The 20,323-nt window shown below is 58.0% G+C and carries 12 protein-coding genes; 10 read left to right on the top strand and 2 right to left on the bottom strand.

All coding sequences use genetic code 11. From position 1 onward, the window contains the following. Positions 1–55: 55 nt before the first annotated feature. From asd to glgP, 6 genes are all read left to right on the top strand, one after another. Entirely contained in the window at positions 56–1,159 is a 1,104-nt protein-coding gene (asd, locus tag ACEPLT_RS21000; RefSeq protein WP_021242179.1) for an aspartate-semialdehyde dehydrogenase, read from the top strand. A 248-nt stretch (positions 1,160–1,407) separates the two neighbouring features. Further along, positions 1,408–3,594 (top strand): 1,4-alpha-glucan branching enzyme, encoded by a 2,187-nt coding sequence (gene glgB / locus ACEPLT_RS20995; protein ID WP_128301783.1) that lies wholly within the window; start codon positions 1,408–1,410, stop codon positions 3,592–3,594. Further along, complete coding sequence (gene glgX / locus ACEPLT_RS20990) at positions 3,591–5,564, top strand: glycogen debranching protein GlgX (protein WP_023326238.1); 1,974 nt, start codon at positions 3,591–3,593, stop codon at positions 5,562–5,564. Before glgB ends, glgX begins: the two co-directional genes overlap by 4 nt. Before the next feature lie 17 nt (positions 5,565–5,581). Further along, entirely contained in the window at positions 5,582–6,877 is a 1,296-nt protein-coding gene (gene glgC, locus ACEPLT_RS20985) for a glucose-1-phosphate adenylyltransferase (protein ID WP_008503066.1), read from the top strand. Then, a complete protein-coding gene (gene glgA, locus ACEPLT_RS20980) occupies positions 6,877–8,310 on the top strand; it encodes a glycogen synthase GlgA (protein WP_008503065.1) in 1,434 nt (477 codons plus the stop codon). The genes glgC and glgA overlap by 1 nt, the downstream gene beginning before the upstream one ends. 18 nt (positions 8,311–8,328) lie before the next feature. Beyond that, on the top strand, positions 8,329–10,776 hold the full coding sequence (gene glgP / locus ACEPLT_RS20975; RefSeq protein WP_008503064.1) for a glycogen phosphorylase: 2,448 nt from the start codon (positions 8,329–8,331) through the stop codon (positions 10,774–10,776). Positions 10,777–10,864: 88 nt separating this feature from the next. On the opposite strand, the gene glpD is transcribed toward glgP, so the two are convergent. Continuing rightward, positions 10,865–12,373 (bottom strand): glycerol-3-phosphate dehydrogenase, encoded by a 1,509-nt coding sequence (gene glpD, locus ACEPLT_RS20970; RefSeq protein ID WP_063616670.1) that lies wholly within the window; start codon positions 12,371–12,373, stop codon positions 10,865–10,867. 188 nt (positions 12,374–12,561) lie between these two features. Here glpD and glpE point away from each other — a divergent pair, with 188 nt between their 5' ends. From glpE to ACEPLT_RS20955, 3 genes are read left to right on the top strand one after another with little or no spacing between them, the layout of a single operon-like run. Then, positions 12,562–12,894, top strand: a complete 333-nt coding sequence (glpE, locus tag ACEPLT_RS20965; RefSeq protein ID WP_008503062.1) for a thiosulfate sulfurtransferase GlpE — start codon at positions 12,562–12,564, stop codon at positions 12,892–12,894. Between the two features lie 47 nt (positions 12,895–12,941). Then, complete coding sequence (gene glpG / locus ACEPLT_RS20960; RefSeq protein ID WP_063453584.1) at positions 12,942–13,772, top strand: rhomboid family intramembrane serine protease GlpG; 831 nt, start codon at positions 12,942–12,944, stop codon at positions 13,770–13,772. Positions 13,773–13,788: 16 nt separating this feature from the next. Beyond that, positions 13,789–14,547, top strand: coding sequence for a DeoR/GlpR family transcriptional regulator (locus tag ACEPLT_RS20955; protein WP_008503060.1), 759 nt, complete (start codon positions 13,789–13,791; stop codon positions 14,545–14,547). A gap of 81 nt (positions 14,548–14,628) precedes the next feature. On the opposite strand, the gene malT is transcribed toward ACEPLT_RS20955, so the two are convergent. Beyond that, complete coding sequence (gene malT, locus ACEPLT_RS20950) at positions 14,629–17,334, bottom strand: HTH-type transcriptional regulator MalT (protein ID WP_008503059.1); 2,706 nt, start codon at positions 17,332–17,334, stop codon at positions 14,629–14,631. A gap of 588 nt (positions 17,335–17,922) precedes the next feature. Here malT and malP point away from each other — a divergent pair. Next, positions 17,923–20,316 (top strand): maltodextrin phosphorylase, encoded by a 2,394-nt coding sequence (gene malP, locus ACEPLT_RS20945; protein ID WP_232929186.1) that lies wholly within the window; start codon positions 17,923–17,925, stop codon positions 20,314–20,316. Positions 20,317–20,323 lie beyond the last annotated feature (7 nt).

Below are 20,323 nucleotides of genomic sequence, written 5' to 3'. Positions count from 1 at the left end.
CAGTTCAATACTGGCTTGCACAATCAGCACACACCCTCAGCAGGAAAAAAATGCTATGAAAAACGTTGGTTTTATCGGCTGGCGCGGTATGGTCGGCTCTGTACTCATGCAACGCATGGTTGAAGAGCGCGATTTCGACGCTATCCGCCCGGTCTTCTTCTCCACTTCCCAGCTCGGCCAGGCTGCTCCGTCCTTTGGTGGTACCACAGGCACGTTGCAGGATGCTTACGATCTGGAAGCGCTGAAGGCACTCGACATTATTGTGACCTGCCAGGGCGGCGATTATACCAACGAAATCTATCCAAAGCTGCGTGAAAGCGGCTGGCAGGGCTACTGGATTGACGCGGCCTCTTCGCTGCGCATGAAAGACGATGCCATCATCATTCTCGACCCGGTTAACCAGGGCGTGATCGCCGATGGCCTGAACAACGGCGTAAAAACCTTTGTTGGCGGTAACTGCACCGTCAGCCTGATGCTGATGTCCCTCGGCGGCCTGTTCGCGCAGGATCTGGTGGAGTGGGTCTCCGTGGCGACCTACCAGGCGGCGTCCGGCGGCGGCGCGCGTCACATGCGCGAGCTGCTGACCCAGATGGGCCAGCTGCACCAGAGCGTCGCGACCGAGCTGGCAAACCCGGCGTCGGCTATTCTCGATATCGAGCGTAAAGTGACCGAGCTGACCCGCAGCGGCGAGCTGCCGGTGGATAACTTTGGCGTACCGCTGGCCGGTGGCCTGATCCCGTGGATCGACAAGCAGCTGGATAACGGCCAGACCCGCGAAGAGTGGAAAGGCCAGGCCGAGACCAACAAAATCCTCAATACCGCGAACACCATTCCGGTTGACGGTCTGTGCGTGCGTATCGGCGCGCTGCGCTGCCACAGCCAGGCCTTCACCATTAAACTGAAAAAAGATGTGTCTATTCCGACCGTGGAAGAGCTGCTGGCCGCGCACAACCCGTGGGCGAAAGTGGTGCCAAACGATCGCGATATCACCATGCGCGAGCTGACCCCGGCAGCGGTGACCGGCACGCTGACCACGCCGGTTGGCCGTCTGCGTAAGCTGAACATGGGGCCGGAGTATCTCTCCGCGTTCACCGTCGGTGACCAGCTCCTGTGGGGCGCCGCTGAGCCGCTGCGCCGCATGCTGCGCCAGCTGGCGTAATAATTTGTTAAATACCGGGGGTGATTTTCACCCCTTTTTTTTGCGTACTACATGGAGTAACACGCGTATGTCTTATTTTTTATCAGGAGTCATTTAGAGCGTTGGCTATGCTTTAAGGAAGAGTCATTTCTTACCTGAGGTTCGAACGGAGCAGAATGGATGCACATTTTTGTGCTGTCCCGTTCAGGTCACATTAAAAGTCGTCCCGGAGCGCTTAAAAAGGACGACATAAAAACAGGATGAATACCATGTCCGATCGTGTGGATAGAGACGTGATTAATGCGCTTATTGCGGGTCATTTCGCTGACCCCTTTTCTGTGCTTGGGATGCACCGTACTGAGGCAGGTCTGGAGGTTCGTGCCCTGTTGCCGGATGCCACAGAAGTCTGGGTGATTGAACCCAAAACCGGCCGCAAAGTCGGTAACCTTGAATGCCTCGATTCCCGTGGCTTCTTCTCGGGCGTGATGCCCCGTCGTAAAAACCCTTTTCGCTATCAGCTCGCCGTTCTCTGGCACGGCCAGCAGAACCTGATTGACGATCCCTACAGCTTTGGCCCTCTGCTTAAAGAGATGGATGCCTGGCTGCTCTCCGAGGGGACCCATCTGCGTCCTTATGAAACGCTGGGCGCTCATGCCGATACCATGGACGGCATTACCGGCACGCGGTTCTCCGTGTGGGCGCCCAATGCCCAGCGCGTCTCCGTTGTCGGCCAGTTCAACTACTGGGACGGCCGCCGTCACCCGATGCGCCTGCGTCTGGAAACCGGCATCTGGGAGCTGTTTATCCCCGGGGCGCACCACGGGCAGCTTTATAAATTCGAGATGATCGACGCCCACGGCAAGCTGCGCATTAAAGCCGACCCGTATGCCTTCGAAGCGCAGATGCGCCCGGATACCGCGTCGCTGATCTGCGGCCTGCCGGAGAAGGTCGTCCAGACGGAGGAGCGTAAACAGGCCAACCGTTTTGATGCGCCAATATCCGTCTATGAAGTCCATCTCGGCTCCTGGCGCCGCCATACCGATAACAACTTCTGGCTGAGTTACCGGGAGCTTGCCGACCAGCTGGTGCCATACGCCAAATGGATGGGCTTTACCCACCTTGAGCTGCTGCCGGTCAACGAGCATCCGTTCGACGGCAGCTGGGGCTATCAGCCCACCGGGCTGTATGCGCCGACCCGCCGCTTCGGCACCCGCGACGACTTCCGCTATTTCATTGATGCCGCGCACGCCGCCGGGCTGAACGTGATCCTCGACTGGGTGCCGGGCCATTTCCCGGCGGATGATTTTGCGCTGGCAGAGTTTGACGGCACGAAGCTGTACGAGCATAGCGATCCGCGCGAGGGCTATCACCAGGACTGGAACACGCTGATTTACAACTACGGTCGCCGTGAAGTGTCGAACTACCTGGTCGGGAATGCCCTGTACTGGATCGAGCGGTTTGGCATTGACGCCCTGCGCGTGGATGCGGTGGCGTCAATGATCTACCGCGACTACAGCCGCAAAGAGGGGGAGTGGATCCCGAACGAGTTTGGCGGCCGCGAAAACCTGGAAGCCATTGAATTCCTGCGTAATACCAACCGCATTATCGGCGAGCAGGTGGACGGTGCCGTGACCATGGCGGAAGAGTCAACCGACTTTGCGGGCGTCTCCCGTCCGCCGTCATCAGGCGGCCTGGGGTTCTGGTATAAGTGGAACCTGGGCTGGATGCACGACACGCTCGACTACATGAAGCTGGATCCGGTTCACCGTAAGTATCATCACGACAAGCTGACGTTCGGGATGCTCTACAACTACACCGAAAACTTCATGCTGCCGCTGTCGCACGATGAGGTGGTACACGGTAAAAAATCGATTCTCGACCGCATGCCGGGCGACGCCTGGCAGAAGTTTGCCAACCTGCGCGCCTATTACGGCTGGATGTTTGCCTTCCCGGGCAAGAAACTGCTGTTCATGGGCAATGAGTTCGCCCAGGGGCGCGAGTGGAACCACGACGCCAGCCTCGACTGGCATCTGCTGGAAGGCGGCGACAACTGGCACCACGGCGTGCAGCGTCTGGTGCGCGATCTGAACCTGACCTATCGCCACCACAAAGCGCTGCACGAGCTCGACTTCGATCCGTACGGCTTTGAATGGCTGGTGGTGGACGACCACGAGCGCTCGGTGTTTGTCTTTGTGCGTCGTGACAAAGCGGGTAACGAGATCATCGTCGCCAGCAACTTTACGCCGGTGCCGCGCGAACATTACCGCTTCGGCATTAATCAGCCGGGCAAATGGCGCGAAATTCTGAATACCGACTCGATGCACTACCACGGCAGCAACGCCGGTAACGGTGGGCTGGTACAGAGCGACGCCATTGAAAGCCACGGGCGACCCAACTCCCTGAGCCTGACGCTGCCGCCGCTTGGCACCATCTGGCTGATGCGGGAGGGCGAATGACGCAGCTTACGGCAGGTAAACCCGAACCGCTCGGGGCGCATTTTGACGGAAAAGGGGTGAACTTCACCCTCTTTTCCGCTCACGCCGAGCGGGTTGAACTGTGCGTGTTTGACGGGGAAGGTAACGAGCACCGTTACGATTTACCCGCGCGCACGGGGGATACCTGGCACGGCTACCTGGCCGGAGGACGGCCCGGTATGCACTATGGCTTTCGCGTTCACGGTCCGTGGGATCCCGCGCAGGGGCACTGGTTCAACCCGGCGAAGCTGCTGATTGATCCGTGCGCGCATCGCGTGGACGGCGAATTTAAAGATGATCCGCTCTTCCACGTGGGCTACGGCGAGCCCGACCACCGCGACAGCGCGCCCGTCGCGCCAAAAAGCGTGGTGGTGAACGATCTTTATGACTGGGAAGACGATGCCCCGCCGCAGACGCCGTGGGGCAAGACCGTTATTTATGAAGCCCACGTCAAAGGGCTGACGTACCTGCATCCGTCGATCCCCAAAGAGATGCGCGGCACCTACAAGGCGCTCGGGCATCCCACCATGATCGCCTACCTGAAACACCTCGGCATCACCGCTCTGGAACTGCTCCCCGTCGCCCATTTTGCCAGCGAGCCGCGTCTGCAGCGGCTGGGGCTGAGCAACTACTGGGGCTATAACCCGCTGGCGATGTTCGCGCTCGAGCCGCGCTATGCCGTCCATCCGGAAAAGGCGCGGGACGAGTTCCGCGATGCGGTGAAGGCGCTCCACGCGGCGGGCATTGAGGTCATTCTGGACGTGGTGCTGAACCACAGCGCAGAAAGCGATCTCGACGGCCCGACGCTCTCCATGCGCGGAATTGATAACCGTAGCTATTATTGGATCAGGCACGATGGCGATTATGAGAACTGGACCGGCTGCGGTAACACGCTCAATCTCAGCCATCCGGCGGTCACGCATTTTGCGTATGAATGCCTGAAATACTGGGTGGAGACGTTCCACGTCGACGGTTTTCGTTTCGACCTGGCGCCCGTCATGGGACGCACGCCGGCGTTCAGCCAGCAGGCGCCATTGTTTGAGGCGATAAAAAACTGTCCGGTGCTCTCGCAGGTGAAGCTGATTGCCGAGCCGTGGGACATCGGTGAAGGCGGTTATCAGGTCGGGAATTTCCCGCCGCTGTTTGCCGAGTGGAACGACCACTACCGCGACGCCGTACGCCGCTTCTGGCTGGAGCGGAACCTGTCGCTGGGGGAATTTGCCGGGCGCTTTGCCGCGTCGAGCGATCTCTTTAAGCGCGACGGCAAACGCCCGTCGGCCACCGTTAATCTGTTGACGGCGCACGACGGTTTTACGCTCAGGGACTGCGTTTGTTTCAATCAGAAACACAATGAGGCGAACGGCGAAGAGAATCGCGATGGCACTAACAATAACCATAGCTTTAATCATGGTATAGAAGGGTTAGGCGGAAGTCTGGATGTGATAGAGCGGCGACGCGCCAGCGTTCATGCGCTGCTGACAACGCTTTTACTGTCGCAGGGCACGCCGATGCTGCTGGCAGGCGACGAGCATGGTCACAGCCAGCACGGTAACAACAACGCCTATTGCCAGGACAACACCTTAACCTGGCTCGACTGGGGTGAAGCCAACAGCGGGCTGATTCATTTTACCGCTGCGCTGATCCATCTTCGCCAGCAGATCCCCGCGCTGACCGCCAACAGCTGGTGGGAAGAGGGTGACGGCAACGTTCGCTGGCTGAATAAAGACGCGCAACCGTTAAGCGCGCAAGAGTGGCAACACGGCGTACCACGCCTGCAAATCCTGCTGTCGGATAAATGGCTGGTCACGCTGAACGCGACGGATGACGTCGCAGAGATTGTTTTACCTGACGGGGAGTGGCGAGCCGTTCCCCCCTTTGCCGGAGCGGATAATCCGGTAGTAATGGCTGTCTGGCACGGGCCTGCGCACGGAGTGTGCGTATTCCAAAGATGATAAAAAAGGAGTTAGTCATGGTTAGATTAGAGAAGAACGATCCCTTAATGTTGGCACGCCAGCTACCATTAAAAACGGTTGCCCTGATACTTGCGGGCGGGCGTGGTACCCGTCTGAAAGATTTGACCATCAAGCGCGCCAAGCCGGCCGTTCACTTTGGTGGTAAGTTCCGTATTATCGACTTTGCGCTCTCCAACTGCCTGAACTCGGGCATTCGCCGCATTGGCGTCATCACGCAGTATCAGTCGCACACCCTGGTGCAGCATATTCAGCGCGGCTGGTCATTCTTCAGCGAAGAGATGAACGAATTTGTCGATCTCCTTCCTGCGCAGCAGCGCGTTCACGGCGAGAACTGGTATCGCGGAACGGCGGATGCGGTGACCCAGAACCTCGACATCATTCGTCGCTATAACGCGGAATACATTGTGATCCTCGCCGGGGACCACATCTACAAGCAAGATTACTCCCACATGCTGATCGACCACGTCGAAAAAGGGGCGCGCTGCACCGTGGCGTGTCTGCCTGTGCCCGTTGCTGAAGCGACGGCGTTTGGCGTCATGCACGTGGATGCCGACGACAAAATTATCGACTTCGTTGAAAAACCGGCGAACCCGCCAACCATGCCGGGCGATGACACCAAATCGCTCGCCAGCATGGGGATCTATGTCTTTGACGCAGATTATCTTTATGAGCTGCTGGAAGAAGACGACAAAGACGAAAACTCAAGCCACGACTTCGGTAAAGACATCATTCCGAAAATCACCAAAGCTGGCATGGCGTATGCACATCCTTTCCCGCTGTCCTGCGTGCAGTCCGACCCGAATGCGGAACCGTACTGGCGCGATGTGGGCACGCTGGAAGCGTACTGGAAAGCGAACCTCGATCTGGCATCGGTCACGCCTGAACTGGATATGTACGACCAGAACTGGCCGATTCGTACCCATATGGAGTCGCTGCCGCCAGCCAAATTCGTGCAGGACCGCTCCGGTAGCCACGGTATGACGCTGAACTCGCTGGTGTCCGGCGGGTGCATCATCTCCGGTTCGGTCGTGGTGCAGTCGGTGCTGTTCCCGCGCGTGCGGATAAATTCATTCTGTAATATCGATTCGGCAGTCTTGTTGCCGGACGTCTGGGTAGGGCGCTCGTGTCGTCTGCGTCGTTGCGTGATCGACCGTGCCTGCGTCATCCCTGAAGGGATGGTCATTGGGGAGAATGCGGAAGAAGACGCGCGTCGTTTCTACCGTTCGGAAGAGGGGATCGTGTTAGTCACACGGGAAATGTTGCGGAAGCTGCAAATCAAACAGGAGCGATGATGCAGGTTTTACACGTATGTTCTGAGATGTTCCCGTTATTAAAAACGGGCGGTCTGGCAGATGTGCTTGGCGCATTACCGGCGGCGCAAATCGCCGGAGGCGTGGATACCCGAGTCCTGCTGCCCGCCTTTCCGGATATCCGGCGCGGTATACCTGATGCAAAAGTGGTGACCCGCCGTGAAACGTTTGCCGGACGCATTACCCTGCTGTTTGGACATTATAATGGCGTAGGGATTTACCTGATCGACGCGCCGCATTTATACGATCGCCCGGGCAGCCCGTATCACGATACGAACCTGTTCGCCTATACCGACAACGTGCTGCGCTTTGCGCTCCTCGGCTGGGTTGGAGCAGAAATGGCGACGGGGCTGGATCCGTTCTGGCGTCCGGATGTGGTGCATGCGCACGACTGGCACGCCGGGCTTGCTCCGGCGTATCTCGCGGCGCGCGGCCACCCGGCGAAATCGGTCTTTACCGTGCATAACCTGGCCTATCAGGGGATGTACTACGCCCATCACATGAATGACATCGATCTGCCATGGTCGTTCTTTAACATGCACGGTCTGGAGTTTAACGGGCAGATCTCGTTCCTGAAGGCGGGGCTGTACTACGCCGATCACATCACGGCGGTGAGCCCAACCTACGCGCGTGAGATCACCCAGCCGGCATTTGGCTACGGCATGGAAGGGTTGCTGCAGCAGCGCCACCGCGAAGGCCGCCTGTCGGGCATTCTGAACGGCGTGGATGAACAGATCTGGAGCCCGGAAACCGATCTCCTGCTGGCGGCGCGCTATGGCCGTGATTCCGTGGAAGACAAAGCGGAAAACAAACGCCAGCTCCAGATTGCGATGGGCCTGAAGGTTAACGACAAAGTGCCGCTGTTCGCCGTCGTAAGCCGCCTGACCAGCCAGAAAGGGCTGGATCTGGTGCTGGAGGCGTTGCCCGGTTTACTGGAGCAGGGCGGGCAGCTGGCGCTGCTCGGCGCGGGCGACCCGGTATTGCAGGAAGGTTTCCTTGCCGCCGCCGCGGAACATCCGGGGCAGGTGGGCGTTCAGATTGGCTACCACGAGGCGTTTTCGCACCGCATTATGGGCGGCGCGGACGTCATCCTGGTGCCGAGCCGTTTCGAACCCTGCGGCCTGACGCAGCTTTACGGCCTGAAATACGGCACCCTGCCGCTGGTGCGCCGCACGGGCGGACTGGCGGATACGGTATCGGATAGCTCACTGGAAAACCTGGCGGACGGTATCGCCAGCGGGTTTGTCTTTGAGGACAGTAATGCCTGGTCGCTGCTTCGGGCGATTCGGCGTGCTTTCGTCTTGTGGTCCCGTCCATCGCTGTGGCGCTACGTCCAACGCCAGGCGATGTCCATGGACTTTAGCTGGCACGTTGCGGCGCAGTCATACCGCGATCTCTATCAACGCTTGATGTAACGAGGCGAAGTTACTGATATGAACGCTCCATTTAGCTACTCTTCACCCACGCTCAGCGTTGAGGCGTTAAAGCACTCCATCGCCTACAAGCTGATGTTCACCATCGGAAAAGATCCGGTTATTGCCAACAAGCACGAGTGGCTGAACGCCACCCTGTTTGCGGTGCGCGACCGCTTAGTTGAACGCTGGCTGCGCTCAAACCGCGCCCAGCTCTCGCAGGAGACGCGTCAGGTTTACTATCTGTCGATGGAATTTTTGATTGGCCGCACGCTGTCCAATGCGCTGTTGTCGCTCGGTATTTATGACGACGTCAAAACCGCACTGGAAGAGATGGGGTTAGATTTAGAAGAACTGATCGACGAAGAGAACGACCCGGGCCTCGGTAACGGCGGTCTGGGACGTCTTGCCGCCTGCTTCCTCGACTCGCTGGCGACGCTGGCGCTGCCGGGCCGCGGCTACGGTATTCGCTACGATTACGGCATGTTCAAGCAAAACATCGTCGACGGGCGTCAGAAAGAGTCCCCGGACTACTGGCTGGAGTACGGCAACCCGTGGGAGTTCAAGCGCCACAACACGCGCTACAAGGTGCGCTTTGGCGGGCGTATTCAGCAGGAAGGAAAAAAATCCCGCTGGGTGGAAACGGAAGAGATCCTGGCTGTGGCCTACGACCAGATCATCCCCGGCTACGACACCGATGCCACCAACACGCTGCGCCTGTGGAGCGCTCAGGCCAGTAGCGAAATTAACCTCGGTAAATTTAACCAGGGTGACTACTTCGCGGCGGTGGAGGATAAAAACCACTCCGAGAACGTATCCCGCGTGCTGTACCCGGATGACTCGACCTACTCAGGCCGCGAGCTGCGCCTGCGTCAGGAGTATTTCCTCGTTTCGGCGACCATTCAGGACATCCTCAGCCGCCACCATCAGCTGCACAAAACCTACGCCAACCTGGCGGAAAAAACCGCGATCCACCTTAATGACACCCACCCGGTGCTCTCTATTCCGGAGCTGATGCGCCTGCTGATCGACGAGCATAAGTTCAGCTGGGACGACGCCTTTGAGGTGACCTGCCAGGTGTTCTCGTACACCAACCACACGCTGATGAGCGAAGCGCTGGAGACGTGGCCGGTGGACATGCTTGGCAAAATCCTGCCGCGCCATCTGCAGATTATCTTTGAGATTAACGACTACTTCCTCAAGACGCTGCAGGAGCAGTATCCGAACGATACCGGCCTGCTGAGCCGCGCGTCCATCATTGATGAGTCGAACGGTCGTCGCGTGCGCATGGCCTGGCTGGCGGTTGTCATCAGCCACAAGGTCAACGGCGTGTCCGAGCTCCACTCGAACCTGATGGTGCAGTCGCTGTTTGCGGACTTCGCGAAGATCTTCCCGACGCGGTTCTGCAACGTGACCAACGGCGTCACCCCGCGGCGCTGGCTGGCGCTGGCCAACCAGCCGCTCTCTGAGGTACTGGACGAGAATATTGGCCGCACCTGGCGTACCGATTTGAGCCAGTTGAGCGAGCTGGAACAGCATATTGATTTCCCGACGGTGAACAAAGCCGTGCGCGAAGCCAAGCTGCTGAACAAAAAACGTCTGGCGGTCTGGCTGGCGATGCACCTCAACGTGGTGGCAAACCCGAAAGCGCTGTTCGACGTACAGATCAAACGCATCCATGAATACAAGCGTCAGCTGATGAACGTGCTGCACGTGATCACCCATTACAACCGCATCAAGGCCGATCCGACGGCCGAATGGGTGCCGCGCGTGAAGATCTTCGCCGGTAAGGCGGCGTCGGCCTATTACATGGCGAAGCACATTATTCATCTCATCAACGACGTGGCGAAGGTGGTTAACCAGGATCCGGACATTGGCGACAAGCTGAAGGTGGTGTTCATTCCGAACTACAGCGTCAGCCTGGCGCAGCTGATCATCCCGGCAGCGGATCTTTCTGAGCAGATTTCTACGGCGGGCACGGAGGCGTCCGGCACCAGTAACATGAAGTTTGCCCTTAACGGCGCGCTGACCATCGGCACGCTGGACGGGGCGAACGTCGAGATGCTGGAGCACGTGGGCGAAGAGAATATCTTTATCTTCGGTAATACGACGGAAGAGGTAGAGGCGCTGCGCAGGAAAGGCTACTCGCCCCGTCAGTATTACGAAGAGGATGAAGAGTTGCGTCAGGTACTGACGCAGATTGCAACCGGCGTGTTTAGCCCTGATGAACCGAGCCGCTACCGCGATCTGGTGGATTCGCTGATTAACTTTGGCGATCACTACCAGGTGCTGGCGGATTACCGCAGCTACGTCGACTGTCAGGATAAGGTGGACGAACTGTATCGCCAGCCTGAGAAGTGGACCAGCGCCGCGATGTACAACATCGCCAATATGGGCTATTTCTCGTCAGACAGGACCATCAAGGAGTATGCCGAGACGATCTGGCATATTGATCCGGTGAGGTTGTAAAAACAAAGCCGGGTGGCGGCTTCGCCTTACCCGGCCTACTTGATCCCGTAGGCCCGGTAAGCGTAGCGCCACCGGGCGTTTTTTTGCATCAAGACGCCAGCGACAGCTCACGTTTCGCCGCATGTTGCAGCAACCACTGCGCCACGCGAGACTGCTGTTCGGCGTTGAGCCACATCCCTTCTTTGGTACGGCGCCAGATAGCATCATCCAGACGACGCACCCACTCGTGCTCAACCAGATAACGCAGCTCGGCTTCGTACAGCTCGTGGCCGAAATGCTCGCCCAGATCGACAATCTCTTTTGCATCACCCAGGATCAGCTCGGTATTGCTGCCGTAGGTGCGGGCATAGTGGCGCGCCATCCCTTCGGTGATGAACGGGAAGCGACGGCGCAGCTTCGCGGCGTAATCATCGCGGTTATCGCCGATATCACCGCCGGGCAGTACCGCGCCTTTGGTCCATGCCGGGCCAATGCCTTTATAGTACGGCGCCAGTTTTTCCAGCGCGTGCTCGGCCAGCTTGCGGTAGGTGGTGAGCTTGCCGCCAAACACGGACAGCAGCGGCGCCTGACCGTCAACGTCGTGAATATCGAGCGTATAGTCGCGGGTGATGGCCTGCGGTGAGTCAGACTCGTCATCGCACAGCGGACGCACGCCGGAGTAGGTCCAGACCACGTCGTCGCGCGACAGCTGTTTCTTAAAGTGCGCGTTATACACTTTGAGCAGGTAGTTCACTTCGCTCTCGTCGATCTCGACGTTCTTCGGATCGCCTTTGTACTCCACGTCGGTGGTACCGATGATCGAGAATTCGTCCATCCACGGGATGACGAACACGATGCGCTTGTCTTCGTTCTGCAGGATGTAAGCCTGCTTCTGGGTATGCACGCGCGGCACCACAATGTGGCTGCCCTTGATCAGGCGGATGCCGTACGGCGAAGGCAGATGCATGCCGTCGTCGAAGAACTGCTTCACCCATGGGCCGGTAGCGTTCACCAGGCCGCGCGCTTTCCAGCTGAACTTCTCGCCGGTATCGATATCTTCCGCCTCGACAATCCACAGGCCGTTTTCACGGCGGGCAGAAGTCGCGCGGGTGCGGGTTTTCACCTCGCCGCCTTTCTTCTCAACCATCTGCGCGTTCGCCAGCACCAGGCGCGCATCGTCCACCCAGCAGTCGGAATATTCGAATCCGCGCACGATTTCTGGCTTAAGGACCGATTCTGAGCCAAAACGCAACCCTTTCGAACCCGGGAGGCTGGTGCGTTTACCCAGATGATCGTACATAAACAGACCAATGCGGATCATCCACGCCGGACGCAGATGCGGGCGATGGGGCAGGCGGAAGCGCATCGGAATCGCCAGATGCGGGGCCATTTTCAGCAGCACTTCACGTTCGGCCAGCGCTTCGCTGACCAGGCGGAATTCGTAGTGTTCCAGGTAGCGCAGGCCACCGTGAATCAGTTTGGAGCTGGCGGACGACGTCGCGCAGGCGAGATCGTTAGCTTCCAGCATCAGTACGGATAAACCGCGTCCTGCGGCATCGACCGCAATACCGGCACCGTTGATGCCACCGCCTATCACAATCAGATCTTTGGTTTCCATAACACCCTCATGCACTTTCGTTAAAGCTCAGAAATGTTCGATATCGCTCATAATAGCAAAGGAACGCGCTTTTGGTAACATCAAAAAAACAATTTAGAGTGATATGGATAACATAATGGCGTTTACCCGCCGCCAGGACGTAAACTACGGGGTAAAATCTTGTCGTTGACCACTGTTAAGAGAACACCATGGATCAGTTTGAATGTATTAACGTAGAAGAAGCCCACCAGAAGATGCACCAGGGAAAAGCGGTGCTGGTGGACATCCGCGATCCGCAGAGTTTTGCGATGGGCCATACGCCGGGCGCGTTTCATCTTACCAACGACACGCTGGGCGCGTTTATGCGCGATAACGACTTCGACACGCCGGTGATGGTCATGTGCTACCACGGCAACAGCAGCAAAGGCGCGGCGCAGTATCTGCTTCAGCAGGGTTACGACGCGGTTTACAGCGTCGACGGCGGTTTCGATGCCTGGCATCGTCATTTCCCGGCGGAAGTGGAATACGCGTTTGAGCGCTGATCCCGCTATACTGTCCCCTTTTGTGTGGAAATAAGCGACCGCTGCCCATGTTGATGATCACCTCTTTTACCAACCCGCGCGTCGCCCAGGCGTTTGTCGACTATATGGCGACGCAGGGCGTTATTCTCACTATTCAGCAACATACGCAGACCGACGTCTGGCTGGCCGATGAGAGCCAGGCCGGGCGGGTAAACGAGGAGCTGGCGCGTTTTCTTGAGAACCCTGGCGACCCGCGCTATCTCGCGGCCAGCTGGCAATCCGGCCAGACCGGCAGCGGATTGCACTACAGCCGCTTTCCCTTCCTCGCCACCCTTCGCGAGCGCGCGGGCCCGTTTACGCTGCTGCTGATGGCGGCCTGCATCATCGTCTTTATTATCATGAACGTGGTCGGCGACCAGAGCGTGATGATTGCCCTGGCGTGGCCCTATGATCCGTCGCTTGAGTTTGACGTATGGCGCTACTTTAGCCACGCGCTGATGCACTTCTCGGTGATGCATATCCTCTTTAACCTGCTCTGGTGGTGGTATCTCGGCGGTGCCGTTGAAAAGCGTCTGGGCAGCGGCAAGCTGATCGTTATCACCATCATCAGCGCCCTGTTGAGCGGCTACGTACAGCACAAGTTCAGCGGCCCGTGGTTTGGCGGGCTGTCGGGTGTCGTCTATGCCCTGATGGGCTACGTCTGGCTTCGCGGGGAGCGCGATCCGCAAAGCGGCATCTATCTGCAACGCGGATTGATAACCTTTGCGTTAATATGGCTAATTGCCGGATGGTTTGATCTGTTTGGTATGTCTATCGCCAACGGTGCGCACGTCGCCGGGCTGGCCGTGGGGCTGGCGATGGCCATTGCCGACACGCTCCATGCGCGAAAACGAACATAATTCTCAGGGATAATTGATGAAACAAACACAACGTCATGACGCCATTATCGAACTGGTAAAAAAACAGGGATACGTCAGCACCGAAGAGCTGGTGGAGCAGTTTGCCGTCAGCCCACAAACCATCCGTCGTGACCTGAACGACCTGGCCGATCAGAACCGTATTCTTCGCCACCACGGCGGCGCGGCGCTGCCGTCCAGCTCGGTCAACACCTCCTGGCACGACCGAAAAGCGACGCAGACGGCGGAGAAAGAGCGCATTGCCCGCAAGGTCGCCAGTCAGATCCCGAACGGGGCGACGCTGTTTATTGATATCGGCACCACGCCGGAAGCGGTCGCCCATGCGCTGCTGGATCACGAGAACCTGCGCGTGGTCACCAACAACCTGAACGTCGCCAATACCCTGATGCAAAAAGACGATTTCCGCATCATCCTCGCTGGCGGCGAGCTACGCAGCCGCGACGGCGGGATTATCGGTGAAGCGACCCTCGACTTTATCTCTCAGTTCCGCCTCGACTTCGGCATTCTGGGCATCAGCGGCATCGACAGCGACGGTTCGCTGCTGGAGTTTGATTACCACGAGGTGCGCACCAAGCGCGCGATCATTGAAAACTCACGCCACGTGATGCTGGTGGTGGATCACTCGAAGTTTGGCCGTAACGCGATGGTGAACATGGGCAGCATCAGCATGGTGGATGCGGTCTATACCGACGTGATGCCGCCAGCGGGCGTGATGCAGGTAATTAAAGATAATAATTTGCAGCTGGAACTGTGCTAACGGTTGTGTCGGGTGGCGCTGCGCTTACCCGACCTACAACACCCGTAGGCCCGTGCAAGCGTAGCGCCGCCGGGCAATGAATTACACTCCGTACCCCATCATCTTTAACAGCTGCTGTGCATGCTGTACCGCATCCTGACGATGCGCCACGCCCAGCTTCTGGTACAGGTTGCGGATATGCGTTTTGATGGTGGTCGCCGCCACCGCCAGCTCGCCGGCAATCTGCTCGTTGCTGTAGCCTGAATAAATCAGCCCCAGAACCTGCCATTCGCGCTGGGTGAGCGGGCTGGTGCGGATAAGCTCCGGCACTTCCGGGTGGTTTAGCAGACGTTCAACGAAGTTCTCATCGAAATGCGCGAACTTGTGCCGATGATGCTGGTTAATCTCGCGCAGAATACGCTGGGCGCGATGCTGATCCAGCTCCGGCAGCGTGTTGAGCTGAATAAGCTGGCGCAGCTGCTGCGCCATCACTTCCCCTTCAATCACAAAGTGGCTGATAAACCCGGTGCGGTTTGCCAGCTGTAGCGCCTCCAGCAGCACGCGCTGGGCATCGTTTTTACGGCCCGCCTGCCAGTAGAGCTGATTTTGCAGCAGCAGGTTGCGGTTCAGGTCGCTCATCAGGCGCAGGCTGCGCGCGTTCTCGTTCAGCTCTTCCAGCACAATCTCAGCGGGCTCTAATTCACCGAGCAGGATCTGCGCGCGGGCAATGTTGCGCCACTGGCTCTGCAGGAAGTGGTTGTTGGCAAATTCCGGTTTTGGCGTCTGACGCAGCCAGTTGGCGGCGGATTTTTTATCGCCGGTCATCTGCCAGTAAATCACCCGGACCTTGTCGGCGTTTGACACCCAGTCGCTATGATACTGGCCGTTGCCGAGCAGGTTTTCCAGGCGGTTAAGATGGTTGCGGGCGTTATCGAGATCGCCGCGCGCCAGCGAGCACTGCACCAGCAGCGCCAGGCACTGCAGCTGCTGCTGAGGCTGGAAACTGGAAAGAACATCCACACCCTGGCGGGCGCAGCTTTCTGCTTCATCCAGACGCGACCATGCCCACAGTAATTGAGCGCGAATACGCAGCAGGAACTCGTGCATCGGCAGCTGTTCCAGATGCTGCTCGCGAATCAGCTGGAACGCTTTCTCCTGGTTTTCCCAGGCGGCCTGCAGGAACCCCTGCGCGAATAAAATCTCGCTCTGCTGGATCAGGCTCCACAGCGCGTAGTGCCAGACATCATGACGACGCGCCATCTGTTCGGTTTGCTGCATCAGTGAAAGCGAGCGCGTGAGATCGCCTTTGCAGTGCAGCACTTCGCCGTGTACGGAGGTCGCCACGATGCGGCTGTAGAAGTTGGCCAGCGGCAGTTCATCCAGCGCGACCATCGCCAGCCGTTCCGCTTCGTCCGGATCGCCGTCGTTAATGGCCACCTGAGCGCGCAACGCGTTGAACTCGCCGTGCAGGGTGGTATCCATCTCGCTTTCCATCTCCTGCTCGGCGCGCGCCAGCAGGGTGTTCACTTCGCTGTAGCGATGCTGGCTCTGCATCAGCCAGGCCTGCAGCAGCACCAGACGCGGATTCTCGAGCAGGCTTTCCCACGGCAGGGCTTTGAGTGACTCTTCCAGCAGGGTCAGCTCGCTGTGGTTAAACAGGCCCCACGCGTGATTGAGGAGGATATCGCGCAGCATGCTGGCATCCCCGGCGGCGAGCGCGTGGTGGATGGCCTCGCTTGGGAAGCCCTGTGCCATCCAGCTTTCGGCAGCGGCGCGGTGGATCTCCGGCAGTTCAACCGCCAGCTCCCACTGACAGCGCTGGCGCAGGAAGCTACCAAACAGCGGATGATAGCTAAACCACTCGCCGGGATCGTCCATGCGCGTCAGGAAAAGGCCCTGACGTTCAATCTCTTCGAGCTGAAGCTGACCGTTTTCACAGCCCGTCACCCGCACGATCAGCGCATCGTTCATGGAGCGCAGCAGCGAGCTTTTCAGCAGGAAATTACGCGTCGAGGGATCGACGCTGTCCAGCACCTCATCCACCAGGTAATCAGAGAGGTGGCTGGCGTTGATGCCGGCCAGACGGCGCGCTGACTGGTGTGCCGGACTGTTGTTTTGCCGGGCAGAGAGGGCAATCAGCTGCAGCGCCGTTGCCCAGCCCGCGACGTCATCACACAGACGGCTGCTTTCGGCGGCCTCAATCGGTGAGTTCAGGCGGCAGTCGAAGAACTGTTTCGCTTCCTGGTGGGTAAAAGCAAGCTGTTGGCTACCCACTTCCAGAAGCTGATCGCGCACGCGCAGGTTGGCAATACCCAACTGCGGCAGGTTGCGTGACAGCACCACTAACGTCAGGTTTTCCGGCTGATGGCGCAGGAAGAAACGCATCGATTCATGAATCACCGGGTTAGTGATGAGATGGTAATCATCAATCACCACGTAAAGCGGGCGATGCCATTCAGCCAGTTCGATAAACAGCTGAGAGAAAAGGGAGGACAGGCTGGCGTACTGGCGCTTTTGCACCATCACCTCACTGGCGACGCAGTGTCCATGGGTGGCTTGCTGTATGGCGGCAATCAGATAGCTGGCAAAACGTTCTTGCTGGTTATCGCCCTCATCAAGGGAGTACCAGCCAAGATCGCTCTTACCTGCGGCCCATTGCGAGATGAGCGTTGTTTTTCCATAACCTGCAGGGCTCGTAACCAGCGCCAGTCGGAAATTATGCGCGCCGGAAAGTTTAGCCAACAGACGCTCGCGGACCACTGTATGGTCAAGACGAACCGGGCGACTTAATTTAGACGGAATCAACATAGGTTTCACTTCACTGTGGGGAACGAGAGATTTTATTTTTTTTGCGCTTCGTAATTAATACGATATAAGGTCGGTCAGAAAGAGAACTATTGCAAGTTATGTCTGGATTTGGTGGCTCTGAATTTGCACTCTGTCACAAAACATTCAGGCAGATGATGGAACTTTCTGGAAAGGGCTTTAATGCCGCGTCAATGCTGGCTTGTATGGTTGTGCTGCGGCTGGGCTGAAACTGGTTTCAGGAAGGGATAGTGACGTCAAATTTAATAAAGTGTGGGTAAAGTTCAGCGAGAATAATACCTTTCATCGTCATGACATCCTGTTGCAAAAATATTATTCCAGGTAAGTAATTATTTCGGCAGGGTTTAATTTCATCCGAAACTGCATTTCATTTCTTTGACATTCTCCTCGGTTACTTTTTTATCTTCCGGGCACACTCGAACTATGCTCTGAGAGTGGCCTTGATCACACTTTTCTGCTCATCCCCGCTACTCCTCCCTGTCTAATCCCCTACGGGAGGAGGAAGAGGTGAAATGAGCCAGGCACACTAGCGCCAACTTGTGTTTTCTTTCTAAAGGATGCCGATCCCCTATGTCACAGCCTACCTTCAACAAAGCTCAATTCCAGGCTGCCCTGACGCGTCAGTGGCAGCGTTTTGGCCTTCATGCTGCAAACGAGATGACGCCTCACCAGTGGTGGCAGGCAGTGAGCGGTGCGCTCGCAGAGCAGCTGGATGCTCAACCTCTGGCAAAACCGGCAAACGGGCAGCGCCATGTAAACTACATTTCAATGGAGTTCCTGATTGGCCGTCTGACGGGCAACAACCTGTTGAACCTCGGCTGGTATCAGGAGGTTGGTGACGTTCTTAAAGAACACGACATTAACCTGACCGATCTGCTGGAAGAAGAGATTGACCCGGCGCTGGGCAACGGTGGCCTGGGTCGTCTGGCGGCCTGTTTCCTGGATTCCATGGCGACCGTCGGCCAGTCGGCGATTGGTTACGGTCTGAACTACCAGTACGGCCTGTTCCGTCAGTCCTTCGCTGACGGCCATCAGATGGAAGCGCCGGACGACTGGCATCGCAATACCTACCCGTGGTTCCGCCATAACGCGCAGCTGGACGTGCAGGTTGGCATTGGCGGGAAAGTGACGAAGCAAGGCCTCTGGGAACCTGCGTTCACCATTACCGGCGAAGCCTGGGATCTGCCGGTGCTTGGCTACCGTAACGGCGTGGCGCAGCCGCTGCGTCTGTGGCAGGCGAAGCACGCCCATCCGTTTAACCTGACCAAATTTAACGACGGCGATTTCCTGCGTGCCGAGCAGCAGGGCATCGACGCCGAGAAGCTGACCAAAGTCCTCTACCCGAACGACAACCACCTGGCCGGTAAAAAGCTGCGCCTGATGCAGCAGTACTTCCAGTGCGCCTGCTCCGTGGCGGACATTCTGCGTCGCCATCACTTGGCGGGCCGCAAGCTGGCGCAGCTGCCGGACTTCGAAGTCATTCAGCTCAACGACACGCACCCGACCATTGCCATCCCGGAACTGCTGCGCGTGCTGATTGACGAGCATCAGCTGAGCTGGGACGACGCCTGGTCCATCACCAGCCGTACCTTTGCCTACACCAACCACACCCTGATGCCAGAAGCGCTTGAGTGCTGGGATGAGAAGCTGGTGAAAGCGCTGCTGCCGCGCCACATGCAGATCATCAACAAGATTAACGACCAGTTTAAAACCCTGGTGGATAAAACCTGGCCGGGCAACAAAGCGGTCTGGGCGAAGCTGGCGGTGGTTCACGATAAGCAGGTACGCATGGCGAACATGTGCGTAGTGAGCGGCTTTGCGGTGAACGGCGTGGCGGCGCTGCACTCGGATCTGGTGGTCAAAGATCTGTTCCCGGAATACCACCAGCTGTGGCCGACCAAATTCCACAACGTGACCAACGGCATTACGCCGCGTCGCTGGATCAAGCAGTGCAACCCGCTGCTGGCTGGCCTGCTGGACAAGACCCTCAAGAAAGAGTGGGCCAACGATCTGGACCAGCTCATCAACCTGGAAAAATACGCTGACGACGCGAAATTCCGCGAACAGTACCGCGCGATCAAGCTGGAGAACAAAGTTCGCCTGGCGGCGTTCGTGAAAGCGCGCACCGGGATTGAGATCAACCCGAATGCGATTTTCGATATCCAGATCAAACGCCTGCACGAGTACAAACGTCAGCACCTGAACCTGCTGCACATTCTGGCGCTGTACAAAGAGATCCGCGAGAACCCGCAGGCTGACCGCGTGCCGCGCGTGTTCCTGTTCGGCGCGAAGGCGGCGCCGGGCTACTATCTGGCGAAAAACATCATCCTCGCCATCAATAAAGTGGCGACGGCGATCAACAGCGATCCGAACGTGGGCGACAAGCTGAAGGTGGTGTTCCTGCCGGATTACTGCGTCTCGGCGGCTGAAATGCTGATCCCGGCGGCGGATATCTCCGAGCAGATCTCAACCGCAGGAAAAGAAGCCTCCGGTACCGGCAACATGAAGCTGGCGCTGAACGGCGCGCTGACCGTCGGCACGCTGGACGGGGCGAACGTCGAAATCGCCGAGAAGGTGGGCGAAGAGAATATCTTTATCTTCGGTCATACCGTGGAAGAGGTGAAAGCCATCAAGGCCAAAGGCTACGACCCGGTGAAATGGCGTAAGAAAGACAAAGTGCTTGACGCGGTGCTGAAGGAGCTGGAGAGCGGCAAATACAGCGACGGCGACAAGCACGCGTTTGACCAGATGCTGCACAGCATGGACAAACACGGCGGTGACCCGTATCTGGTCATGGCGGACTTCACGGCCTACGTTGAAGCGCAAAAACAGGTCGACGTGCTGTATCGCGACCAGGAAGCGTGGACCCGGGCGTGCATTCTGAACACCGCCCGCTGCGGTATGTTCAGCTCTGACCGCTCAATCCGTGATTATCAGGCCCGTATCTGGCAGGCAAAACGCTAAGGAAGCG

The organism is Enterobacter sp. fkY84-1, from assembly GCF_052974705.1.
Note: the sequence above shows the minus strand (reverse complement) of the source record. Positions and strands in the feature narration are given on the sequence as shown.

Coding starts and splice junctions, on each gene's coding strand:
- asd (WP_021242179.1), top strand. CDS start 56: ATGAAAAACGTTGGTTTTATCGGCTGGCGCGGTATGGTCGGCTCTGTA.
- malT (WP_008503059.1), bottom strand. CDS start 17,334: ATGTTGATTCCGTCTAAATTAAGTCGCCCGGTTCGTCTTGACCATACA.
- glpD (WP_063616670.1), bottom strand. CDS start 12,373: ATGGAAACCAAAGATCTGATTGTGATAGGCGGTGGCATCAACGGTGCC.
- ACEPLT_RS20955 (WP_008503060.1), top strand. CDS start 13,789: ATGAAACAAACACAACGTCATGACGCCATTATCGAACTGGTAAAAAAA.
- glpG (WP_063453584.1), top strand. CDS start 12,942: ATGTTGATGATCACCTCTTTTACCAACCCGCGCGTCGCCCAGGCGTTT.
- glgC (WP_008503066.1), top strand. CDS start 5,582: ATGGTTAGATTAGAGAAGAACGATCCCTTAATGTTGGCACGCCAGCTA.
- glgB (WP_128301783.1), top strand. CDS start 1,408: ATGTCCGATCGTGTGGATAGAGACGTGATTAATGCGCTTATTGCGGGT.
- glgA (WP_008503065.1), top strand. CDS start 6,877: ATGCAGGTTTTACACGTATGTTCTGAGATGTTCCCGTTATTAAAAACG.
- glgX (WP_023326238.1), top strand. CDS start 3,591: ATGACGCAGCTTACGGCAGGTAAACCCGAACCGCTCGGGGCGCATTTT.
- glpE (WP_008503062.1), top strand. CDS start 12,562: ATGGATCAGTTTGAATGTATTAACGTAGAAGAAGCCCACCAGAAGATG.
- glgP (WP_008503064.1), top strand. CDS start 8,329: ATGAACGCTCCATTTAGCTACTCTTCACCCACGCTCAGCGTTGAGGCG.
- malP (WP_232929186.1), top strand. CDS start 17,923: ATGTCACAGCCTACCTTCAACAAAGCTCAATTCCAGGCTGCCCTGACG.